This window comes from Actinomadura sp. B10D3, from assembly GCF_039871695.1.
Taxonomy (GTDB): domain Bacteria; phylum Actinomycetota; class Actinomycetes; order Streptosporangiales; family Streptosporangiaceae; genus Spirillospora; species Spirillospora madurae.
This window is the reverse complement of sequence record NZ_JBDPLY010000043.1, coordinates 1-19631: the sequence shown is the minus strand read 5'-3', so window position 1 is coordinate 19631 and position 19631 is coordinate 1. Positions and strand designations below refer to the sequence as shown.

The following is a 19631-nucleotide window of genomic DNA, read 5'->3' as shown; positions in this document are numbered from 1 at the left end:
TCGTCTAATGCTTGACGGTCCCTGACCGCCCGGTTGCCCGCCACGTGTGAGAAGGACGTGTTCTGTTGCCCCCACAGGAGCCCACTCGGCGGCTCAGCTCCCGCGCCGTGAAGGTGGGGATGGTGAGCGCCCTTTCGCTGACCCTCGTCGCCTGCGGTTCCGGTTCGACCACGGCGAGATGCGTGGACCGCAACGCCCCGGCCAAGGGGAAGAGCGGTTACAAGGTCGTCCCGGACAGCTACTGCGACTCCGGTGACATCGACGATCCCTCGCCCGCTTACGGCCGGTACTACTGGTACTACGGCGGCAAGAGCAACTCCGGTTTCGTGTCGGGCGGCAGCAGCGTCCGGCCCGACGGGAAGATCAAGTCCAGCGGCGGCCGGACGCTGAGCCGGGGCGGGTTCGGCGGCGGCGGCCGGGGCGGCGGGGGCTGACCGGTGCGCAGAGTCCGTTCGACGCCGCGCGACGGCTGGGCGGAGAAGGTCGAGGCGCACGGCCTGGCCTTCCACCGCACCGCGCACCCCGAGCACCTGACGCGCCCGTACTGGGACGAGTCCGTGCACTACGTCTTCGAGATGGACGAGGTCCTGGCCCTCGAGGGCGTCGTCAACGAACTGCACCGGATGTGCCTGGACGTGGTGGAGCACGTCGTGTCCACCGGCCGTTACCACGCTCTCGGCATCCCGGACTGGGTGGCGCCGCTGATCGAGGAGTCATGGCGACGCGGCGACCCGCACCTGTACGGGCGGTTCGACCTTCGCTACGACGGCGACGGGCAGGCCAAGCTCCTGGAGTACAACGCCGATACGCCGACGGCCCTGGTGGAGAGCGCCGTCGTGCAGTGGTACTGGCTGCAGGACACCCATCCGGAGGACGACCAGTGGAACTCCATCCACGAGCGGCTCGTGGCCCGATGGAAGGAGATCGTCCCCACGGTGGACGGCGGACCGGCCCACTTCGCCTGGACGACCGGTGACGAGACCGGCGAGGAGGTCATGACGATCGCCTACATGCAGGAGACCGCCGAGGAGGCGGGCCTGCCGGGCGTGGCGATCGCCATGGAGGACATCGGGTGGGACGCCGCGGGCGGACGGTTCGTGGATCTGGACGAGCGCGAGATCCGGACGCTGTGCAAGCTCTACCCCTGGGAGTGGATCGTCGCGGAGCCGTTCGGCCGCAACATCCCGGGCACGTCCACGTCGTGGATCGAGCCGATCTGGAAGATGGTGCTGTCGAACAAGGCGCTCCTCGTCCTGCTCTGGGAGCTGTTCCCGGGGCACCCGAATCTGCTGCCCACGTACCTGAACACGCCGTCGAACCTGACCTCCTACGTCCAGAAGCCACTGCTCGGACGTGAGGGCGCCAGCATGCGCATCGTCACCCCGGACGGCAGTGAGCAGCGAACCCAGGGCGATTACGGGGCCGAGGGCTTCGTCTTCCAGGAGTTCTGCGCGCTGCCCGAGTTCGACGGTCAGCGCCCGGTACTGGGAGCGTGGGTGGTCGCGGACGGGTCGGCGGGGATCGGCATCAGGGAGACGGCCGGGCTCATCACCGATGACACGTCATCGTTCGTCCCGCATCGGATCCCGCTGTAGCGGAGCCCGTCACTGGAGCGTCGAGGGGACGTCGAAGGTGGCGACGACGGCCTGCCAGACCTTCTTGGCGGACTCGCCGTCGGCGAGTGCCTGCTCGATGGTGCGGCCGCCCAACTCGGCCATGACGTAGTCCTTGGCCACGCTCTCGGCGTAGTGCTCGCCGAACTGCTGGTTCATCCGATCCCAGAAAACTGTGAGCCGCACACGCCCACGCTATCCGACGGAGGGTTCCTCCAAGGACCGCGCGACCTCGCCGGGGACGGCGGGCTCGCTCCCCTGGCGGTACTGGCGATGAAGGCCCGTCAGGTAGCGCTCGACCCCTTCGATGACGCGGGCCGTGCGGTAGGACGGGAAGACGTCGAACGCGTGCTGAGCGCCCTTCATCTCGGCGTAGATGACGGGCGCCGCCGAGACGTCTCGTAGCCGTTCCACGAACCGGCGTGCCTCCGCCACGGGGATGAGGGAGTCGCGGCTTCCGTGGATGACGAAGAAGGGCGGCGCGTCCTCGCGGATGTACGTGACAGGTGACGCCTTCGCGTACGCCTCCTGGTTCTCCGCGAACGGCTTCTTGATGACCATCCGCTCCATCAGGTAGGTGGCGCCCATGGGACGCGGCCATGGCCCGGCCTCGACGAGGTCGTACACGCCGTAGAAGGGGACGGCTCCCTGGACGCTCGTATCAGCGTCTTCGAAACCCGGCTGGAACTCGGGCACGTTGGCGCTCAGCGCCACCATCGCCGCGAGGTGCCCGCCGGCCGAGCCACCGGTCACGCAGAGGAAATCGGGGTCGGCGCCGTACTTCTCGGCGTGCTCCTTGTACCAGGCGACGAAGTGCTTGAGGTCGATCAGGTGCTCTGGCCACGTGGCACGCGGACTGAGCCGGTAGTTGACGTTGAAGCCGACCCATCCCTGGAGCGCCATGTGGTTGAGCAGCGGCAGCCCCTGCTCGCGCTTGTCCCCGATCACCCAGGCGCCGCCGTGGATCTGCATGAGCCCGGGACGCGGCTCGTCCCCGTGCCCGGCGGAACGGAAGACGTCCAGCTTCAGGCGCAGCCGGCCGTCCTCCCGGTACACGACGTTGCGTTCGACCTGCACGCCCCTGCGCGGGATCAGGACCAGCTGAGGCACGATCAGATGCGAGACCGGGTAGCGGGGCCCGCCTTCGGGGTCCAGGTCGAGGGGCGCGCCGCTGTCCCGCAGCGTGACGACGGTGCGGCGCGACGCGGCGAGGGTCGCGGCGACGCCCGCCATCGCGAGGATCGCCAGTGCGAGCCCCGTCCAGCCCGCCCAGCCGTCCAGCCCGCCGAACGCGACCGCGAGCGCGGTGGCCGTCGCCCAGGTGGCGAGCACGTGCGGCGCCATCTCGATGGTCAGCCAGGCCCAGAAGAAGCTCGGGGCGACAAGGACCGCGCTGCGCCGGGGGAAGTAGGCGTTGGCGGCCACCAGGGCGAACAGGGCTCCGAGGGCGAGCAGGAGGTAGGGCATCGGGGGGCTCCTCGGCGGGGGTCGTCTCGTAGACCATGCCCTTACAAGTGCTTGCTTACAATGTGACGCGCGCCACGCCGACGCGTTTTGTCGGACCCGCGAGGCACTATGGCGCCATGGGCGGTGACGTGCTCGAACGCTTCTCGCCGGCGACCCGCGCCTGGTTCACCGGGGCGTTCGCCGCGCCCACCCCCGCCCAGGCGGGGGCGTGGGAGTCGATCGCCGGCGGCGACGACACCCTGGTCGTCGCCCCGACCGGGTCCGGCAAGACCCTCGCGGCGTTCCTGTGGTCGCTCGACCGGCTCGCCACCGAGGCCGTCCCCGACGACCCGCTGCGCCGCTGCCGCGTCCTGTACGTGTCGCCGCTGAAGGCCCTCGCCGTCGACGTGGAGCGCAACCTGCGCGCCCCGCTGGCGGGCATCCGCCACGCGGCGCGCCGGCTCGGCCTGCCCGAGCCGGACGTCACGGTGGGGATGCGGTCGGGCGACACCCCGGCCGACGAGCGCCGCAGGCTGGCCGTCAAGCCACCGGACATCCTGATCACGACGCCGGAGTCGTTGTTCCTGATCCTCACCTCGCGGGCGCGCGAGTCGCTGCGCGGGGTGGAGACCGTCATCGTGGACGAGGTGCACGCCGTCGCGGGCACCAAGCGCGGCGCGCATCTGGCGCTGTCCCTCGAACGGCTGGACGCGCTCCTCGAACGTCCGGCCCAGCGGATCGGCCTGTCGGCGACCGTGCGTCCCACGGACGAGGTCGCGGCGTTCCTGGGCGGCACGAAGCCGGCCGCGGTCGTCCAGCCCCGGTCCGACAAAATCTTCGACCTCGACATCGTCGTCCCGGTGGAGGACATGGGCGAGGTCGGGCAGTTCGTGGACGACTCGGGGGCGGCCGACCCCCGCCAGCGCAGCATCTGGCCCCACGTCGAAGACCGCCTGCTCGACCTCATCCAGGCCCACCGCTCGACGCTCGTCTTCGCCAACTCCAGGCGGCTGGCGGAGAGGCTGTGCGGGCGGCTGAACGAACTCGCCTACGAGCGCGCCACGGGCGAACCTCTGCCCGAAGACCAGTCCCCTGCGGCGATGATGGCCCAGGCGGGCGCGGCCAGAGGGGCGCCTCTGGAAGTCGCCCGAGCCCACCACGGCTCGGTGTCCAAGGAGGAACGGGCCGGCATCGAGAACGCTCTGAAGGAGGGCCGTCTCCCCGCGGTCGTGGCGACGTCCAGCCTGGAACTGGGCATTGACATGGGCGCGGTCGATCTGGTCGTCCAAGTGGAGTCGCCACCGTCCGTCGCCAACGGCCTCCAGCGGGTGGGACGCGCCGGTCACCAGGTCGGCGCCGTGTCGAAGGGCGTCATCTTCCCCAAGTACCGCGGCGACCTCATCCAGACGACGGTCGTGGCCGAACGCATGCGCGGCGGCGAGATCGAGGAGCTGCGGTACCCGCGCAACCCCCTGGACGTCCTCTCCCAGCAGATCGTCGCGATGGTCTCCATGGACGAGTGGACGGTCGACGACCTCGAATCCCTCGTCAAGCGCGCGGCCCCCTACGCCACGCTCCCCCGGTCGGCGCTGGAGGCGTCCCTCGACATGCTCGCCGGGCGCTACCCCAGCGACGAGTTCGGCGAGCTGCGCCCCCGCCTCGTCTGGGACCGCGTGACCGGCGTCCTGCGCGACCGCCCGGGCGCGCAGCGGCTCGCCGTGACCAGCGGCGGGACGATCCCCGACCGGGGCCTGTTCGGCGTCTTCCTCGTCGGGGAGAAGGCCTCGCGCGTGGGCGAGCTCGACGAGGAGATGGTCTACGAGTCGCGGGTGGGCGACGTGTTCGTCCTCGGCGCCAGTTCATGGCGCATAGAAGACATCACGCCCGACCGGGTGCTCGTCTCGCCCGCCCCCGGCCAGCCCGGCAAGCTGCCGTTCTGGCACGGCGACACCCTCGGCCGTCCCGCCGAGCTGGGCCGCGCGCTCGGCTCGTTCACCCGCGAGCTGGCGGGCCTGCCACAGGAGCGGGCCCAGGAACGCGTCACCGCGGCCGGCCTGGACGCCTGGGCCTCCGCGAACCTCGTCTCCTACCTGCACGAGCAGCGGGAGGCCACCGGCCACGTCCCGGACGACCGCACGATGGTCGTCGAGCGGTTCCGCGACGAGCTCGGCGACTGGCGCCTGGTCGTGCACTCGCCGCTCGGAGCGCGCGTGCACGCGCCGTGGGCGCTCGCCATAGCCGGCCGCCTCCGCGAGCGGTACGGCCTCGACGCGCAGGCCATGCACGCGGACGACGGCATCGTCATCCGCATCCCCGACATGGACGAGCCGCCCGGCCTCGACCTCGTCGCCTTCGACGCCGACGACATCGAACGCGTCGTCGTGGACGAGCTCGGCGGTTCGGCGCTGTTCGCGGCACGGTTCCGCGAGTGCGCCGCGCGCTCGCTGCTCCTCCCCCGCCGCCGCCCCGACAAGCGCATGCCGCTCTGGCAGCAGCGCCAGCGCGCCGCGCAGCTGCTGGCCGTCGCGAGCAAGTACCCGTCCTTCCCGATCGTGCTGGAGACGATGCGCGAGTGCCTGCAGGACGTGTTCGACGTCCCCGGCCTGGTGCAGCTGATGCGCGACCTGTCGGGACGCAAGGTCCGCATGGTCGAGGTGGAGACGTCCGAGCCGTCCCCCTACGCCCGCTCCCTGCTGTTCCACTACGTCGGCGCGTTCATGTACGAGGGCGACTCGCCGCTGGCCGAGCGCCGCGCGCAGGCCCTCGCGCTCGACTCGGCGCTGCTGGCGGAGCTGCTCGGCCAGGCCGATCTCCGCGAGCTGCTCGACCCCGACGCGGTCGCCGAGACCGAGCGCGAGCTGCAGCGCCTCGCCGCCGACCGGCGCGCCCGTGACATGGAGGGCGTCGCCGACCTCCTCCGCGCCCTCGGCCCCCTCACCACCGAGGAGATCGCCCGCCGCACCCTTCCCGCCGAGGCCGGGCCCGAAGCCGGGGCGGACGCCGGGGCAGACGACGCTCCCGTGCCGGACGGGGTGGCCGTGCAGGTGGCGCGGTGGGTGGCGGAGCTGGAGGCGACGCGGCGGGCGATCCGGGTGCGGGTGGCCGGCGAGGAGCGGTGGGCCGCGATCGAGGACGCCGGGCGGCTGCGGGACGCGCTCGGCGCGCCGCTGCCCGTGGGCGTCCCGGAGGCGTTCCTCGAACCGGTCGACGATCCGCTCGGCGACCTGGTCTCCCGGTACGCGCGCACCCACGGGCCCTTCCGGGCGGGCGAGCCGGCCGCGCGGTTCGGGCTGGGCGTCGCGGTGGTCGTCGAGACGCTGCGGCGGCTCGCGGGTGACGGCCGGGTCGTCGAAGGCGAGTTCCTGCCGGTCGAGACCGTGGCGGGGCCGCTGACGACCGAATGGTGCGACACCGGCGTGCTCCGGACGCTCCGGCGGCGCTCCCTGGCGCGGCTGCGCGCCGAGGTCGAGCCGTCTCCGCCGGAGGCACTCGGCCGTTTCCTGCCGGTCTGGCACGGCATCTCGGGCGGATCCCGGTTGCGCGGCATCGACGCGCTCGTCCAGGCGATCGAGCAGCTCCAGGGCGCGGCGGTTCCCGCGTCCGCGCTGGAATCGCTGGTCCTGCCGTCGCGGGTGCCCGGCTACACCCCGGCCATGCTGGACGAGCTGACGTCCGCGGGCGAGGTCGTCTGGGCCGGCCAGGGCGGGCTGCCCGGCGGCGACGGCTGGGTGGCGCTGTACCTGGCCGACACCGCGCCGCTGCTGATGCCCGAGCCCGCGGAGATCACGCTCACGCCCGTCCACCAGGCGGTTCTGGACGCGCTCGGCGACGGCGGCGCGCTGTTCTTCCGGACGTTGTCCGACCGGGTGAACCGCCAGGCCACCGCGAACGACGCCGACCTGGTCACCGCCGTGTGGGACCTCGTCTGGGCCGGGCACCTCACCAACGACACGATGGCCCCGCTGCGGGCCGCGCTCGGGTCGGGCCGTCCGACGCACCGGTCGCGGACGACGCGCCGGGGGCGTCCCGTCCTGCCGTCCCGGACGGGCCCGCCCACCGTAGCGGGGCGCTGGTGGCCGCTCCCGGAGCGGGAGGGCACCGCCACCCTGCGGTCGCACGCGCTGGCCGAGGCGCTCCTGGAGCGGTACGGCATCGTCATCCGCGGCGCGGTGGCGGCCGAGCGCACCCCGGGCGGGTTCTCCGCCGTGTACCCGGTGCTGCGGGCGTTCGAGGAGTCCGGCCGGTGCCGGCGCGGCTACTTCGTCGAGGGCCTCGGCGCGGCCCAGTTCGCGCTCCCGGGGGCGGTCGACCGGCTCCGCGCGCTCCGCCCGGCCGCGCCGGCGGCCCCGGACGACATCTCCGCGCTGTGGGAGGCGGCGCCGCGCGAGCCGCGGGTCCGCGCCCTCGTCCTGGCCGCGGCCGACCCCGCCAGCCCCTACGGCGCGGCCCTGCCGTGGCCGGAGCGGGACGACGAGGTCGCCAGCGGCCACAAGCCGGGCCGCAAGGCCGGCGCGCTGGTCGTGCTGGTCGAGGGCCGCCTCGTCCTCTACGTCGAGCGCGGCGGCCGGACGCTGCTGACCTGGGACGACGACCCGGACGTGCTGCAGCCGTCGGTCGACGCGCTGGCGCTCGCGGTCCGCGAGGGGGCGCTCGGCAAGCTCACCGTCGAACGCGCCGACGGCGCGGCGATCACCGGCTCCCCGCTGGCCGCGGCGCTGGAGTCGGCCGGCTTCCATCCGACGCCCAGGGGCCTGCGGCTGCGCTCCTGACCGCGCGGGGCGCGGAGCGCGACCGTCACGGCCACGGCGCACACCACGACGCCCAGCAGCGACAGCGGCGTGAGCGTGCTGCCGAACATCAGCCAGCCCCACAGCATCGTGGTGGGCGGGGTGAGGTAGAGCAGGGCGGACACCCTGGCCACGCCGGTCCGCTGGACGTTGACCCAGTACAGCCCGTAGCCGCCGAACATCGCCAGCACGACCAGGATGGCGATGGCCGCCCAGAACACGGGGTCGGGCGGCGGCAGGAGGGAGCCGTCCAGCCCCGCGACGCCCGAGAAGACCACGGCGCTGACCCCCGCCTGGACGGCGAGGGCCTCGGGCAGTTCCGCCGGGGGCCGGGCCCGCCGCTCCAGGAGGGTCGCGCCGACGAGGGAGAGCATCGCGGCGAACGGCAGCGCGTACGCCCAGGCGGGCGCTCCGCCGTCCAGGTCGCCGCCGACGACGAGCAGGACACCGCCGAGTCCCGCGACGAACCCGGCGAACTGCCGGCGGGTGATCGGTTCGCCGAGCAGGGGCACGGCGAGCGTGACCGCGACGAGCGGCTGCAGGGCGGTGATCAGGCTGTTGATGCCCTCGACGACGCCGTACTCGGCGGCGAGGAAGACGCCGGCGAGGTAGCCGACCTGGCCGAGCGCCCCGATCAGGACGTGCAGCAGCAGGTCCCGGGACGGGACGCGGCGCCGCCGCCAGGCCAGCCAGGCGCCGAGGACGGCGACGCCGATGATGAACCGCCAGGCGAGCAGGGCGGTCGCCGGGGCGGCCCGGGTGCCGAGCTCCGCGCCGACGAAACCGGAGCTCCAGGTGATGACGAAGGCGGCCCCCAGCAGGGCGTCCGTTCGGCGCGGGTGCACGGTTCCTCCCAGGTATACATACCGGTATAGCTACATGGTACATATACCAGTATGTATACTTGCGGTGTACTTCGAGGGAAGGAGCCGCGATGGACGTCCGGGAACGGCCGCTCACCCCCGCCGCCCGGCGGGTCCTCCAGGTGGCGAGCGACCTGTTCTACGAGCGCGGGATCGGCTCGGTCGGCATGGAGCTGATCGCCGCCGAGGCGGGGGTCACCAAGAAGACCGTCTACGACCGGTTCGGGTCGAAGGACGCGCTGATCCTCGCCTACCTGCACGCCCGGGACGAGCGCTGGCGCGCCTTCATGGAGGGCCGCCTCTCCGAGATCGCCGAACCGCGCGAGCGCGTCCTGGCCACGTTCGACGCGCTCGGGGAGTGGCTGACGACGGAGTGCCGGCGCGGCTGCTCGATGGTGAACGCCTGCGCCGAGCTCCCCGAGCCGTCCCACCCGGTCCACCGGGTCGCCGAAGAGCAGAAGGCGTGGGTGAGGGCCCTCTACGCGGGGATGGTGGGCGACGGCACGCTGGCCGACCAGCTCCTCATCCTGCACGAGGGGGCGGTCGTCGCGTTCAGCGTGGGCCGCGTCCACGACGCGACCGGGAAGGCCCGGGCCGCGGCCGCCGCGATCCTGCCCGCGACGCTCAGCGCCGCCGGCGCCTGAACATGTTGATCATGCCGCGCAGGGCCCGCTCGTCCAGGGACCCGAACGGGTTGTCGTGGACGAGGTACGTCCAGGTCGCCGACGGGCGCTTCAGGCCGGCCGAGTCGAGGTCGATCCCGTCCCCGGACGCGGTGAGGGCCTCGAACGCGGCCACCGACCGCTTCCGCGCGTCGGCGAGCAGCCGCTTGCCCGCCGGCACGGCCTCCCGGTTGAACTCGACCAGCGGGTCCAGGCCGCGGCCGAGCGACCGCAGGTGGATGCCCTCGCGCAGGTCGGCGAGGTAGGCGAGGTGCTCGGCCCAGCAGCGGTCGAGCTGGTACAGGACGACCTGGCGCGCCGCCTCCGCCACCGCGTCCGCGCCCGCGGTCCCGGCGAGCTCGGCGTGCTTGGCGGGCGCCGCCGCGGCCATCGCGCGGTCGGCGGCGTCACCGCGCAGGACGTCGTCCCGCTCGGCCAGCAGCTCCCGCCGCTGCAACCCGATCAGGTGGTTGTACCGCCAGGTGTTGCGGTGCAGTTCGAGGTCGACGCCCTCCGCGACGCGCTGGGCGTGGCCGACGAGCCAGTGCGCGCCCTTGCCGGTGATGCGGCCCTGGTCGTCCGCGGGGTCGTCCGGCTCCTCGCCCGGCGCGTAGCGGGTGACCAGGTCGTCCTGGAGGCTGGTGAAGAACACCGAGCCGCCGGGGTCGCCCTGCCGCCCCGCACGCCCCCTGAGCTGGTCGTCCAGGCGGCTGCTGTGGTAGCGGCCGGTGCCGATGACCAGCAGGCCGCCCGCCTCGGCCACGCGGTCGTGGTCCGAACCGCCGGCCTCGGCCGGGGCCCGGCCCGGCTCCGCGGAGGGGCTGCCGCCGAGCCGGATGTCGGTCCCCCGCCCGGCCATCTGGGTGGAGACGGTGATCGCGCCGTACGCCCCCGCCTCGGCGATGATCGCGGCCTCCTCGGCGTCGTTCTTGGCGTTGAGCACGACCCGGTCCAGCCCGGCGCGGGCGAGCCGGCGGGCGAGCCGCTCGGACTCGGCGACGTCGCCCGTGCCGATCAGCACCGGGCGGCCGGCGGCGTGCGCGGCGGCGATCTCCTCCACGATCGCGACCTCCTTGTCGGCGGCGGTCGCGTAGAGGCGGTCGGGCTCGTCGACGCGGACGCACGGCCGGTTCGGCGGGACGACCGCGATCTGCAGCGCGTAGAACTCGGTGAGCTGCCCCGCGACGGCCATCGCCGTGCCCGTCATCCCGCACCGGACGGGGTAGCGCCCGATCAGCTCCTGCACGGTGATCGAGTCGAGGATCTCCCCGCTCGGCGACGCCTCCAGGGCCTCCTTCGCCTCGACCGCCGCCTGCAGGCCGTCCGGCCAGCGCTGCAGCAGGGCGACCCGGCCCCGTGACTCGCTGACCAGCTTCACCGCGCCGTCCCGGACGATGTAGTCCACGTCGCGGACCAGGAGGACCTCGGCGTGCAGGGCCACGTTCACCGCGGTCAGCGTGCCGAGCTGATCCGGCGCGTACAGGTCGACGCCGAGGACGCGCTCCACCTCGCGGGCCCCGGCCGGGGTCAGCTGGACGTTCCGGGCCTCGTCGTCGGTGGTGTAGTGCAGGCCGGGCCGCAGCCGGCGGACCAGGTCGGCGTACTGCGGGTCGGCGGCGTCGAGGTCGGCGGCGCCCGCGAGGACGAGGGGCACCATGGCCTCGTCCACCAGGACCGAGTCGGCCTCGTCGATCAGCGCGACGGACGGCTCGGGCAGGACGAGGTCGGCCGGGTCGGTGACGAGCCGGTCCCGGAGGAGGTCGAAGCCGACCTCGCTGACCGGCGCGTAGGTCACGTCCGCCCGGTAGGCGGCGCGCCGCTCCTCGGGCGTGGACGACTGGCCGACCCAGCCGGCGGTGACCCCGAGCAGGGAGTACAGCGGCTCCATCCACTCGGCGTCGCGCCGCGCCAGGTAGTCGTTGACCGACATGACGTGCACCTGCCGGCCGCGCAGCGCGTACCCGGCGGCCGCGAGCGCCCCGGCCAGGGTCTTGCCCTCGCCGGTCGCCATCTCCGCGACATGCCCGGACAGCAGCGCGAGCGTCCCGATGAGCTGGACGTCGTAGGGCCGCTCCCCGAGCGCCCGGCGGGCCGCCTCGCGGCCGAGCGCGCACAGCTCCGCGAGGTCCTCCTTCTCGCGCAGGTCGGACGCCGCGGCGGTCAGCCCGGCGTCCGACAGCTCCCGGACGCGGGACTCGCGCGCACCGGCCTCCTCGGCCAGCGCGCGGAAGGGCCCGAGGTCGACGCTGCCCGGCTTCTGGACGAGCCGCCGCAGCCGGTCACGCAGCGCCACGGCGCCTCCTCGGTTCGTCGCTCACGGTTCCCCCAACGGCAGGTCGCGGACGTGCGTTCCCCATGATCGCAGTGCCGGGGCGGAGCGGTGCCCGGGCCGCCTCCGCTGTTGGTCTGACCTCGATTTCATTCCTTGGGCGGATCCCCTCCACCCCTGGTACTTGAGAGCATGAAGGCATCACGGGGTTTGCGGTGGCGCAGGGGAAAGCGCCACCGCGGAACGGGGTTCGCCATGACACCTACGGCACGCAAGGCCGCCGCGCTCCGGCGCAGGCGCCAGATCATCAGCCAGACCGTCATCGACCGCGCGCTGAACGATCCGCGGCGGCACAAGGAGACCGCGGTCGCCGCGGCCTCCGCCAAGTAGAACCGCCAAGTAGAACCGCCAAGTCAGGACCGCCGGGCAGGAACGCTCCGCACGGCCGTCGAGGCGCCCCCGCCGGCCCCGGTGGGGGCGCCTCGCGATCCTAGGACTCCCCCGCGGCCGAGAAGACGTCGTCGCGGGCCTTCTCCAGCGCCGCGTGCAGGGCGCCGCGCAGGACGGGGTCGCCGGTCACGCCGGTCACCGTGACGGTGGGGCGGGTCGGGCTGATCCGGCCGACGATCTCCTCGATACGGGTGGCGAGGGGCCGCCCGCCGGCCAGGCCGAGGCTGCCCGACAGCACCACCAGGCCCGGGTCCAGGACGATGTTGACGGAGGTCACGCCGTAGGAGATGCGGTTGGCCAGCTCGTCCAGGAACGCGCCGCCGCGGTCCTCGTCGGCGGCGGCCGCGCGGACGCAGTCCACCGCGGTCGGCTCGGCGATGCCGTGCTCGTGCGCGAGGGCGCGGACGGCGTCGGCGCCGACCAGGGCCCCGTAGCCGCCGGCGAGGGTGGGGGTGCCCCAGGTCACCGACTCGGTCACGCCCTCGTCCTCGTCGTCGGGGCCGCGGCGGGCGGTGCCGAGCGGCAGCGGCGCGCCGGGGACGGGCAGGTAGCCGATCTCCCCGGCGCCGCCCCACCGGCCGCGGTGCAGCCGGCCGCCCAGCATCACCGACATGCCCATGCCGCGGTCGAGCCACATGAGCGCGAAGTCGTCGGCGCCGCGCGCGGACCCGTACGCCCGTTCGGCGATGGCGGCGAGGTTGACGTCGTTCTCGATGGTCACCGGGCGGCGCAGGTCGGTCCGCAGTTCGGCGAGGACGCCCTCGTGCAGCGCCGGCAGGTCGAAGGAGAACTGGATGTCGCCGGTGCGGGGGTCGACGACACCGGGGGTCCCGATGACGCAGGCGTTCAGCTTCGCCATCGCGACGCGGGCCGACGCGCAGGCCTTGGCGACGGCGTTGTGCACCAGCTTCACCGGCTCGTCGCCGCCGTTCGGGTCCACGGTGACCTGGGCGACGACGTGCCCGGTGATGTCGGCGACGCCCGCGGTGACCCCGTCCGGACCTACCTCCAGCCCGGCGACGAAGGCGCTGGACGGGACGACCGCGTAGAGTGCGGCGTTCGGGCCCCGTCCTCCCGCCTGCTCCCCGACCACCGAGACGAGCCCGCGCTCCTCCAGCCTGGACAGCAGCTGGGACGCGGTCACCTTGGAGAGCCCGGTGTGCTCGCCGATCTGGGCGCGGGTCAGCGGGCCCTGCTCGACCAGCAGGTCCAGTGCCGCGCGATCGTTGAGCTCACGCAGCAGCCTCGGCGTTCCCGGGCGTCTTGCCATGCTGGCACCCCTGATGTCTCAATCCGCTAACGAGCAGTTTTGTTTAGGAAAGTTTCTTGTTAGTTTACGCCCAAGCGCCGACCGGTCCGGTACCCCGGGTCGGCGGAGCCCGCAGAGCGCGGACTGGCGAGCAGGGCGCCCGCGATCGATGCGAATGCGAGAGGGGCATGGCCAGGACCTTAAAGGGTCCATGCCGTCCCCACCCGCACCGCCGGCCACACGGCCGCGCGAGGCGATGCCGGAAAGGATCCCCAGTGAGGTACATCAAGGTTGCGGCCGCGGCGGCCGCGATCGCCCTGGCCGCCACGGCCTGCGGCGGCGACAGCAAGGACGACGAGGCGGGCGGCGGCAAGGACCCGGCGCAGCTGAAGGTCTGGATGATGGGCGACGGGACGCCCGAGCAGACCAAGCTCCTCGACGGCGTCGAGGCCGAGTTCAAGCAGAAGCACCCGAACACCGACGTCCAGATCAAGTACGTGCCGTGGGCGCAGGTCGCCACCACGTTCCAGAAGGCGGCGGCCGGCGGTGAGGGCCCGGACGTCACCGAGCTCGGCAACACCGACGTCCAGTCCCACGTCGAGCAGGGCAGCCTCGCCGACATCAGCGACATGTTCGGCGGCTGGGCGGACGGCAAGACCCTGAACAAGACCGCCCTGGCCAACGACCAGGCGGACGGCAAGACCTACGCGGTGCCGTGGTACGGCGGCGTCCGCGGCGTGTGGTACCGGACGGACTGGTTCCAGGAGCTCGGCATCCAGCAGCCCAAGTCGTGGACCGACCTGACCGCCGCGGCGAAGAAGGTGCAGGACTCCAAGAAGGTGCCCGGCATCGGCATCCCGAGCGACCAGACCAACGCGCTCCTCAGCTTCATCTGGGGCAACGGCGGCGACGTGGCCGCCAAGCAGGGCGAGGAGTGGAAGGGCCGGCTCGACCAGCCGCAGGCGGTCGAGGCCGTGAAGTACTACGCCGGCCTCGTCACCACCGAGAAGGTCGCGCCCGAGAAGTACGTCGGCAAGAACGAGCTGGAGGGACCGCAGCGCGACTTCGCGCTCGGCAAGCTCGGCATGTACATCGACGGCAGCTGGGCCCTGAAGGAGATGACGAAGGTCTCCAAGAAGAACGCCGACAAGTGGGGCGTCTTCCCGATCCCCAGCAAGGCGGGCGGCAACGCCCCGGTCATGGCGGGCGGCTCCGACCTCGCCGTCTGGAACGACAGCAAGGCCAAGGACGCGGCGTTCGACTACATCACGGTCCTGAACAACGCCAAGAACGCCAAGGCCTGGGCCGACTACAGCGGCTTCTCCTCCATGCGGTCGGACGTCTCGTTCACCGACCCGAAGCTGCAGATCTTCACCCAGATCGCCGGCAACACCAAGTTCCCGCCGATCAGCGCGGGATGGGGCGAGTTCGAGCAGGCCAAGAAGGTGCTGCCGAACGCGGTGAAGGCCATCATGCAGGGCAAGTCCGCCGAAGAGGAGATGAAGAAGGCGAACGAGCAGGCCAACACGCTGCTGAACCCGTAGTACACGGCTGATCGGAACGTCATGCTCGACACCGCTCCCGCGGTGCGGAAGGCACCCGGCCGGAAGTCCTCCGGCCGGGTGCGGCCCCGCCGCCGGCCCCGCCTCGGGCCCTACCTGCTGATCGCGCCGACCGTGCTCGTGATCGCCGTCCTGATGTTCTGGCCGATGATCCAGATCGGGATCATGTCGTTCCAGAAGGTCGGCAACCGCCAGCTGCGCGGCGAGCCCGCCGAGCAGGTCGGGGCCGAGAACTTCGACAAGATCTTCAACGACCCGTTCTTCTGGCAGACGCTCCGCAACACGGTGCTGTTCGCCGTCGTCGCGGTGACCCTGACCCTGGTCATCGGGACGCTGGTGGGGCTGCTGCTCAACAAGCTCGGCAAGCGGATGTCGGGCTTCGTCGCGGGCGGCGTGATGGTCGCCTGGGCGACCCCGCCGGTCACCGCCGCGATCATCTTCAGCTGGCTGTTCGGCACCACCGGCGGCGTCGTCAACTGGGGGCTGGACCTGCTGCCGGACGCCCTCGTCGGCGGCGGCTGGAGCGACTACAACTGGTTCGCCACGCCGCTGTCCACGTACACGGTCCTCACCGTGTGCGTCGTGTGGCAGGCGTGCCCGTTCGTCGCGGTGTCGGTGCTGGCCGGACTGAAAAGCGTCCCCGGCGAGCTGTACGAGGCGGCCCGGGTGGACGGGTCCGGCCCGTGGCGGACGTTCTGGAGCCTCACCTACCCGATGCTCAAGCCGATCTTCCTCGTGCTGATCGTCATGTCGATCATCTGGGACTTCAAGGTCTTCACCCAGCTGTTCATCATGTCCGGGATGGCCAACCGCGACGCGTTCAACCTGTCGCTCTACGGCTACTCCGAGGCGTTCGGCTCGCTCAATCCGAAGCTCGGCATGGGCTCGGCGATCGCGCTCGTGCTGACGCTCATCCTGCTCGTCGTCACGGCCCTGTACGTACGGGTGATGGTTCGTCAGGGGGAGACAGAGTGAAACGCTCGCTGCCGAGAAGGCTGCTGCTCAACGGGACGGGGCTCCTGGTCTTCCTGATCGCGGTCTTCCCCGTCTTCTGGATGGCCTCCACCGCGTTCAAGCCGAACACCGAGATCTTCAGCACGACGCCGAAGCCGCTGCCGGCCCACCCCACGCTGACGCACTTCGACCTGGTGCTGAACGGCGGCATCGCCGAGGTCTCCTTCTGGGAGTACTTCCGCAACAGCGCGATCCTGGCGCTCGTCACCGTGCTGGCGTCCGGCCTGCTCGCGCTGATGGCCGCCACGGCCGTCGCCCGGTTCCGGTTCCGCTTCCGCACCACCTTCCTGATCATGCTCCTGGTGGTGCAGATGGTGCCGCTGGAGGCGCTGGTCATCCCGCTGTTCCTCGACCTGAAGCAGCTCGACCTGCTGAACAGCCTGTCCGGTCTCGCGATCGTCTACATCGGCTTCGCGGTGCCGTTCGCCATCTGGATGCTGCGCGGGTTCGTCGCCGCGGTGCCGCGCGAGCTGGAGGAGGCCGCCGCGATCGACGGGGCCGGCCCGATCCGGACGTTCTTCACCGTCATGCTGCCGCTCGTCGCCCCCGGCCTGGTGGCGACCAGCATCTTCTCCTTCATCACCGCCTGGAACGAGTTCATCTTCGCGTTCACGTTCCTGGACGACCAGAACAAGTACACCTTGCCGATCATGCTGCAGTTCTTCTTCGGCCGCAGCGGCAACGCCTGGGGGCCCATCATGGCAGCGTCCACGCTGCTCACCATTCCCGTCATCGCCTTCTTCCTGCTGGTCCAGCGCCGCATGGTGTCCGGCCTCACCGCCGGGGCGGTGAAGGGGTGACCACCGACGACACCGCGACCACGGCGGAGATCGCCCGGCTGGCGCGCGGCACGCTGCTGCCGTCCTTCCACGGGGCGACCGCCCCGCGCTGGGTGCTGGACGAGCTGGAGTCCGGCCTCGCCGGCGTCACCCTGTTCGCCCTGACCGGCAACGTGCCGAGCCCGGAGTCGCTGGCCGCGCTCACCGCGCAGATGCGCAAGGCCGGCGACCCGTTCGTCACGATCGACGAGGAGGGCGGCGACGTCACCCGGCTCGGCGGGCACGCGACCGGCAGCCCCTACCCGGGCAACGCCGCGCTCGGCGCCGTCGACGACCCGGAGCTGACCCGGCGGATCTACCGCTCGCTCGGCGCCGAGCTGGCCGAGGTCGGCGTCAATTTCAACTTCGCGCCGTCGGTGGACGTCAACACCGCCGACGACAACCCGGTGATCGGAACGCGGTCGTTCGGCTCCGACCCCGAGCTGGTGGCGCGGCACGCCGCCGCGTCCGTCACCGGCACGCAGGAGGCGGGCGTCGCCGCCTGCGCCAAGCACTTCCCCGGCCACGGCGCCACCGTGGACGACTCGCACCTGTCGATCCCGCTCGTGGACGCCGACCTGGACCTGCTGGAGCGGCGCGAGCTGGTCCCGTTCCGGGCGGCGATCGAGGCGGGCACCCGGGCGGTGATGACCGGGCACCTCAACCTGCCCACGATCACCCGCGGCGTGCCGGCCACCCTGTCCCACGCCGCGATCACCGGGCTGCTCCGCGAGCGGCTCGGCTACCGGGGCGTGATCGTCACCGACGCGCTCGACATGGAGGGCGCGAGCGGCGCGATCGGCATCCCGGAGGCGTCCGTGCGGGCCCTCGCCGCGGGCGCCGACCTGCTGTGCCTCGGCCCGCACGAGCAGGCCGAGACCGTCGAGGCGACGCTCGCGGCGGTCGATGAGGCCGTGCGGACCGGGCGCCTCCCGGTGGCCCGGCTGGCCGACGCCGCGGAGCGCACCGGCCGGCTCCGCGCGTGGCTCGCCGGGCACAGCCCCGCCGTCGTCGACCGCGCCGCCGGCCTGGAGGCCGCCCGCCGCGCCGTGCGGGTCTCGGGAGCGCTCCCAGGTTGGGAGGCGGCGCCGCTGGTGGTGGAGACGGAGTCGACCGGCAACATCGCGGTCGGCCCGACCCCCTGGGGACTGCACCCCTGGGCGCCCGACGCCGTCCAGGCCGGCGGCGCGGACGAGACGGACCGGGTCCTGGACCGCGCCAGGGGCCGCGGCCTGATCGTGGTCCTGCGGGACGCGCACCGGCACGCCGGCCAGCGCGCCCTCACCACGGCACTGCTGACGGCCCGGCCCGACACGGTCGTCGTGGAGATGGGCCTGCCCGTCTGGCGCCCCGGCTCGGCCACCTACCTGGCCACCTACGGCGCCGCCGCCGCGAACGCCCAGGCCGCCGCCGAACTCCTGGGCTTGGCCGGGTGACGCAACCCGAGTGGTCCGGTCGGCAAGGGATAATGCTTACATGCGATTGTCCGCCAGGGTCGACTACGCGTTGCGCGCCGCCGCCGAGCTGGCGGTCGCCGGGAGTCACCCGGTGACCGCCGTGCAGCTCGCCGAGGCGCAGCAGATCCCGCCCAAGTTTCTGGAGAACATCCTCGGCCAGCTCCGCCGGTCCGGGCTCGTCCGCAGCCAGCGGGGGCCCGAGGGCGGCTACTGGCTGGCGCGCCCGGCCGAGCGGATATCCCTCGCCGACATCATCCGGGCGATCGACGGGCCGCTGCTCGGCGTGCGGGGCGAGCGCCCCGAGCACGTCGGGTACGAGGGGCCCGCGCGCTCGCTGCAGGAGGTGTGGATCGCGCTGCGCGCCAGCGAGCGGGCGATCCTGGAGCAGGTCACCCTCGCGCACATCGCGGCCGAGGAACTGCCCGCGCCGGTGCGGAAGCTGACCGAGGACCCGTCCGCCTGGGAGAGCCCCTCCCTGATCTGAGGGGAGGCCATGCCGGAGGGAGACACCGTCTGGCTGACCGCCCGGCGGCTGCACGAGGCGCTGGCCGGGCGGGTGCTGACGCGCTCCGACTTCCGCGTCCCACGGCTGGCCACGGTCGACCTGCGCGGGCGGGCGGTCCTGGAGGCGGTGTCGCGGGGCAAGCATCTCCTCGTGCGCGTGGAGGGCGGGCTGACCATCCACACGCATCTGATGATGGAGGGCCGCTGGCAGGTCCGGCGTTCTCGCGCAGGCGGTCGGCCCTCCGCGCGAGGCGCGTCCGGGTCGGTGCCGCGCGATCACCGGGTGCGGCTGGTGCTGGAGAACGCGGAGTGGCAGGCGGTCGGTCACTCGCTCGGCATCGTCGAGCTCCTGCGCACCGCCGAGGAGGACGGCGCCGTCGGGCATCTCGGGCCCGACCTGCTCGACCCGTCCTGGGACGCGGGGACGGCCGCCGAGGCCGCGGCCCGGCTGGGGGAGACGCCGGACCGGACGATCGGCGAGGCGCTGCTGGACCAGACACGGCTCGCCGGGATCGGCAACGTCTACAAGGCCGAGATCCTCTTCCTGCGGGGCGTGCATCCGTGGACCCCGGTGAGGGACGTTCCCGACCTTCCCGGCCTTGTGCGGCTCTCTCACCGGCTCCTGGACGCCAACAAGGAGCGGCACGGCCACATCACCACCGGTGAGCGCACGCGCGGGCGGGAGCACTGGGTGTACGGGCGGGCCGGACGGCCCTGCCGCCGCTGCGGGACCCGGATCGAGCGCGCGGACCAGGGGTCCGGATCCGGCGAGCGCATCACCTACTGGTGCCCGCGCTGCCAGCCCGCCGCCGGCTAGTACTACATCACTAGATCTGTAGGACTTGGAGGTGTAGGCGTCGCCGGAAGTGGCTTCGGCGTGCTCGGGCCTGATGCTCGCGGCGGATGATCGACCAGTGCAGGCCCTGGTCAATGACCT

General features: G+C 72.7%; 15 protein-coding genes and 1 pseudogene. 11 read left to right on the top strand and 5 right to left on the bottom strand.

Annotated elements, in window-relative coordinates:
• Nucleotides 1-119 precede the first annotated feature (119 nt).
• Together ABGB11_RS39240 and ABGB11_RS39235 are read left to right on the top strand one after the other, a co-directional pair.
• A complete protein-coding gene (locus ABGB11_RS39240; RefSeq protein WP_347640591.1) occupies nt 120-434 on the top strand; it encodes a hypothetical protein in 315 nt (104 codons plus the stop codon).
• 3 nt (nt 435-437) lie between these two features.
• Nucleotides 438-1595 carry a glutathionylspermidine synthase family protein gene (locus tag ABGB11_RS39235; RefSeq protein WP_347640590.1) on the top strand — a complete coding sequence of 386 codons (1158 nt, stop codon included), beginning with the start codon at nt 438-440 and terminating at the stop codon, nt 1593-1595.
• Nucleotides 1596-1604: 9 nt separating this feature from the next.
• Here ABGB11_RS39235 and ABGB11_RS39230 read toward each other — a convergent pair whose 3' ends face one another.
• Nucleotides 1605-1799, bottom strand: coding sequence for a DUF3046 domain-containing protein (locus ABGB11_RS39230; RefSeq protein WP_347640589.1), 195 nt, complete (start codon nt 1797-1799; stop codon nt 1605-1607).
• 9 nt (nt 1800-1808) lie between these two features.
• Nucleotides 1809-3080, bottom strand: coding sequence for an alpha/beta hydrolase (locus ABGB11_RS39225; protein WP_347640588.1), 1272 nt, complete (start codon nt 3078-3080; stop codon nt 1809-1811).
• Nucleotides 3081-3196: 116 nt separating this feature from the next.
• Here ABGB11_RS39225 and ABGB11_RS39220 point away from each other — a divergent pair, with 116 nt between their 5' ends.
• Nucleotides 3197-7828 (top strand): ATP-dependent helicase, encoded by a 4632-nt coding sequence (locus tag ABGB11_RS39220; RefSeq protein WP_347640587.1) that lies wholly within the window; start codon nt 3197-3199, stop codon nt 7826-7828.
• A gap of 77 nt (nt 7829-7905) precedes the next feature.
• Here ABGB11_RS39220 and ABGB11_RS39215 read toward each other — a convergent pair.
• A pseudogene (locus tag ABGB11_RS39215) lies at nt 7906-8691 on the bottom strand (DMT family transporter); the annotation flags it as partial.
• Between the two features lie 89 nt (nt 8692-8780).
• On the opposite strand from ABGB11_RS39215, the gene ABGB11_RS39210 reads away from it, so the two are divergent.
• The gene (locus ABGB11_RS39210; protein ID WP_347640586.1) at nt 8781-9353 is read left to right on the top strand and encodes a TetR/AcrR family transcriptional regulator; all 573 of its coding nucleotides are present in this window, start codon (nt 8781-8783) and stop codon (nt 9351-9353) included.
• Here the strand turns inward: ABGB11_RS39210 and secA2 are convergent.
• Nucleotides 9334-11658, bottom strand: coding sequence for an accessory Sec system translocase SecA2 (gene secA2, locus ABGB11_RS39205; protein WP_347640637.1), 2325 nt, complete (start codon nt 11656-11658; stop codon nt 9334-9336). The genes ABGB11_RS39210 and secA2 overlap by 20 nt on opposite strands.
• A 237-nt stretch (nt 11659-11895) precedes the next feature.
• Here secA2 and ABGB11_RS39200 point away from each other — a divergent pair, with 237 nt between their 5' ends.
• Nucleotides 11896-12030, top strand: a complete 135-nt coding sequence (locus ABGB11_RS39200) for a hypothetical protein (protein ID WP_347640585.1) — start codon at nt 11896-11898, stop codon at nt 12028-12030.
• A gap of 100 nt (nt 12031-12130) precedes the next feature.
• On the opposite strand, the gene ABGB11_RS39195 is transcribed toward ABGB11_RS39200, so the two are convergent.
• Nucleotides 12131-13360, bottom strand: coding sequence for an ROK family transcriptional regulator (locus ABGB11_RS39195; RefSeq protein ID WP_347640584.1), 1230 nt, complete (start codon nt 13358-13360; stop codon nt 12131-12133).
• Nucleotides 13361-13614: 254 nt separating this feature from the next.
• Here ABGB11_RS39195 and ABGB11_RS39190 point away from each other — a divergent pair, with 254 nt between their 5' ends.
• The 6 genes from ABGB11_RS39190 to ABGB11_RS39165 are packed head-to-tail and all read left to right on the top strand — an operon-like array spanning nt 13615 to nt 19511.
• Nucleotides 13615-14883 carry an extracellular solute-binding protein gene (locus ABGB11_RS39190; RefSeq protein WP_347640583.1) on the top strand — a complete coding sequence of 423 codons (1269 nt, stop codon included), beginning with the start codon at nt 13615-13617 and terminating at the stop codon, nt 14881-14883.
• Between the two features lie 21 nt (nt 14884-14904).
• Nucleotides 14905-15876, top strand: a complete 972-nt coding sequence (locus tag ABGB11_RS39185; RefSeq protein ID WP_347640581.1) for a sugar ABC transporter permease — start codon at nt 14905-14907, stop codon at nt 15874-15876.
• Nucleotides 15873-16715 (top strand): carbohydrate ABC transporter permease, encoded by an 843-nt coding sequence (locus ABGB11_RS39180; protein ID WP_347640579.1) that lies wholly within the window; start codon nt 15873-15875, stop codon nt 16713-16715. Before ABGB11_RS39185 ends, ABGB11_RS39180 begins: the two co-directional genes overlap by 4 nt.
• Entirely contained in the window at nt 16712-18169 is a 1458-nt protein-coding gene (locus ABGB11_RS39175; RefSeq protein ID WP_347640578.1) for a glycoside hydrolase family 3 protein, read from the top strand. The genes ABGB11_RS39180 and ABGB11_RS39175 overlap by 4 nt, the downstream gene beginning before the upstream one ends.
• A 40-nt stretch (nt 18170-18209) precedes the next feature.
• Nucleotides 18210-18674 carry an Rrf2 family transcriptional regulator gene (locus ABGB11_RS39170; protein WP_075019701.1) on the top strand — a complete coding sequence of 155 codons (465 nt, stop codon included), beginning with the start codon at nt 18210-18212 and terminating at the stop codon, nt 18672-18674.
• 9 nt (nt 18675-18683) lie between these two features.
• Entirely contained in the window at nt 18684-19511 is an 828-nt protein-coding gene (locus ABGB11_RS39165) for a DNA-formamidopyrimidine glycosylase family protein (protein ID WP_347640576.1), read from the top strand.
• Nucleotides 19512-19631: the final 120 nt, after the last annotated feature.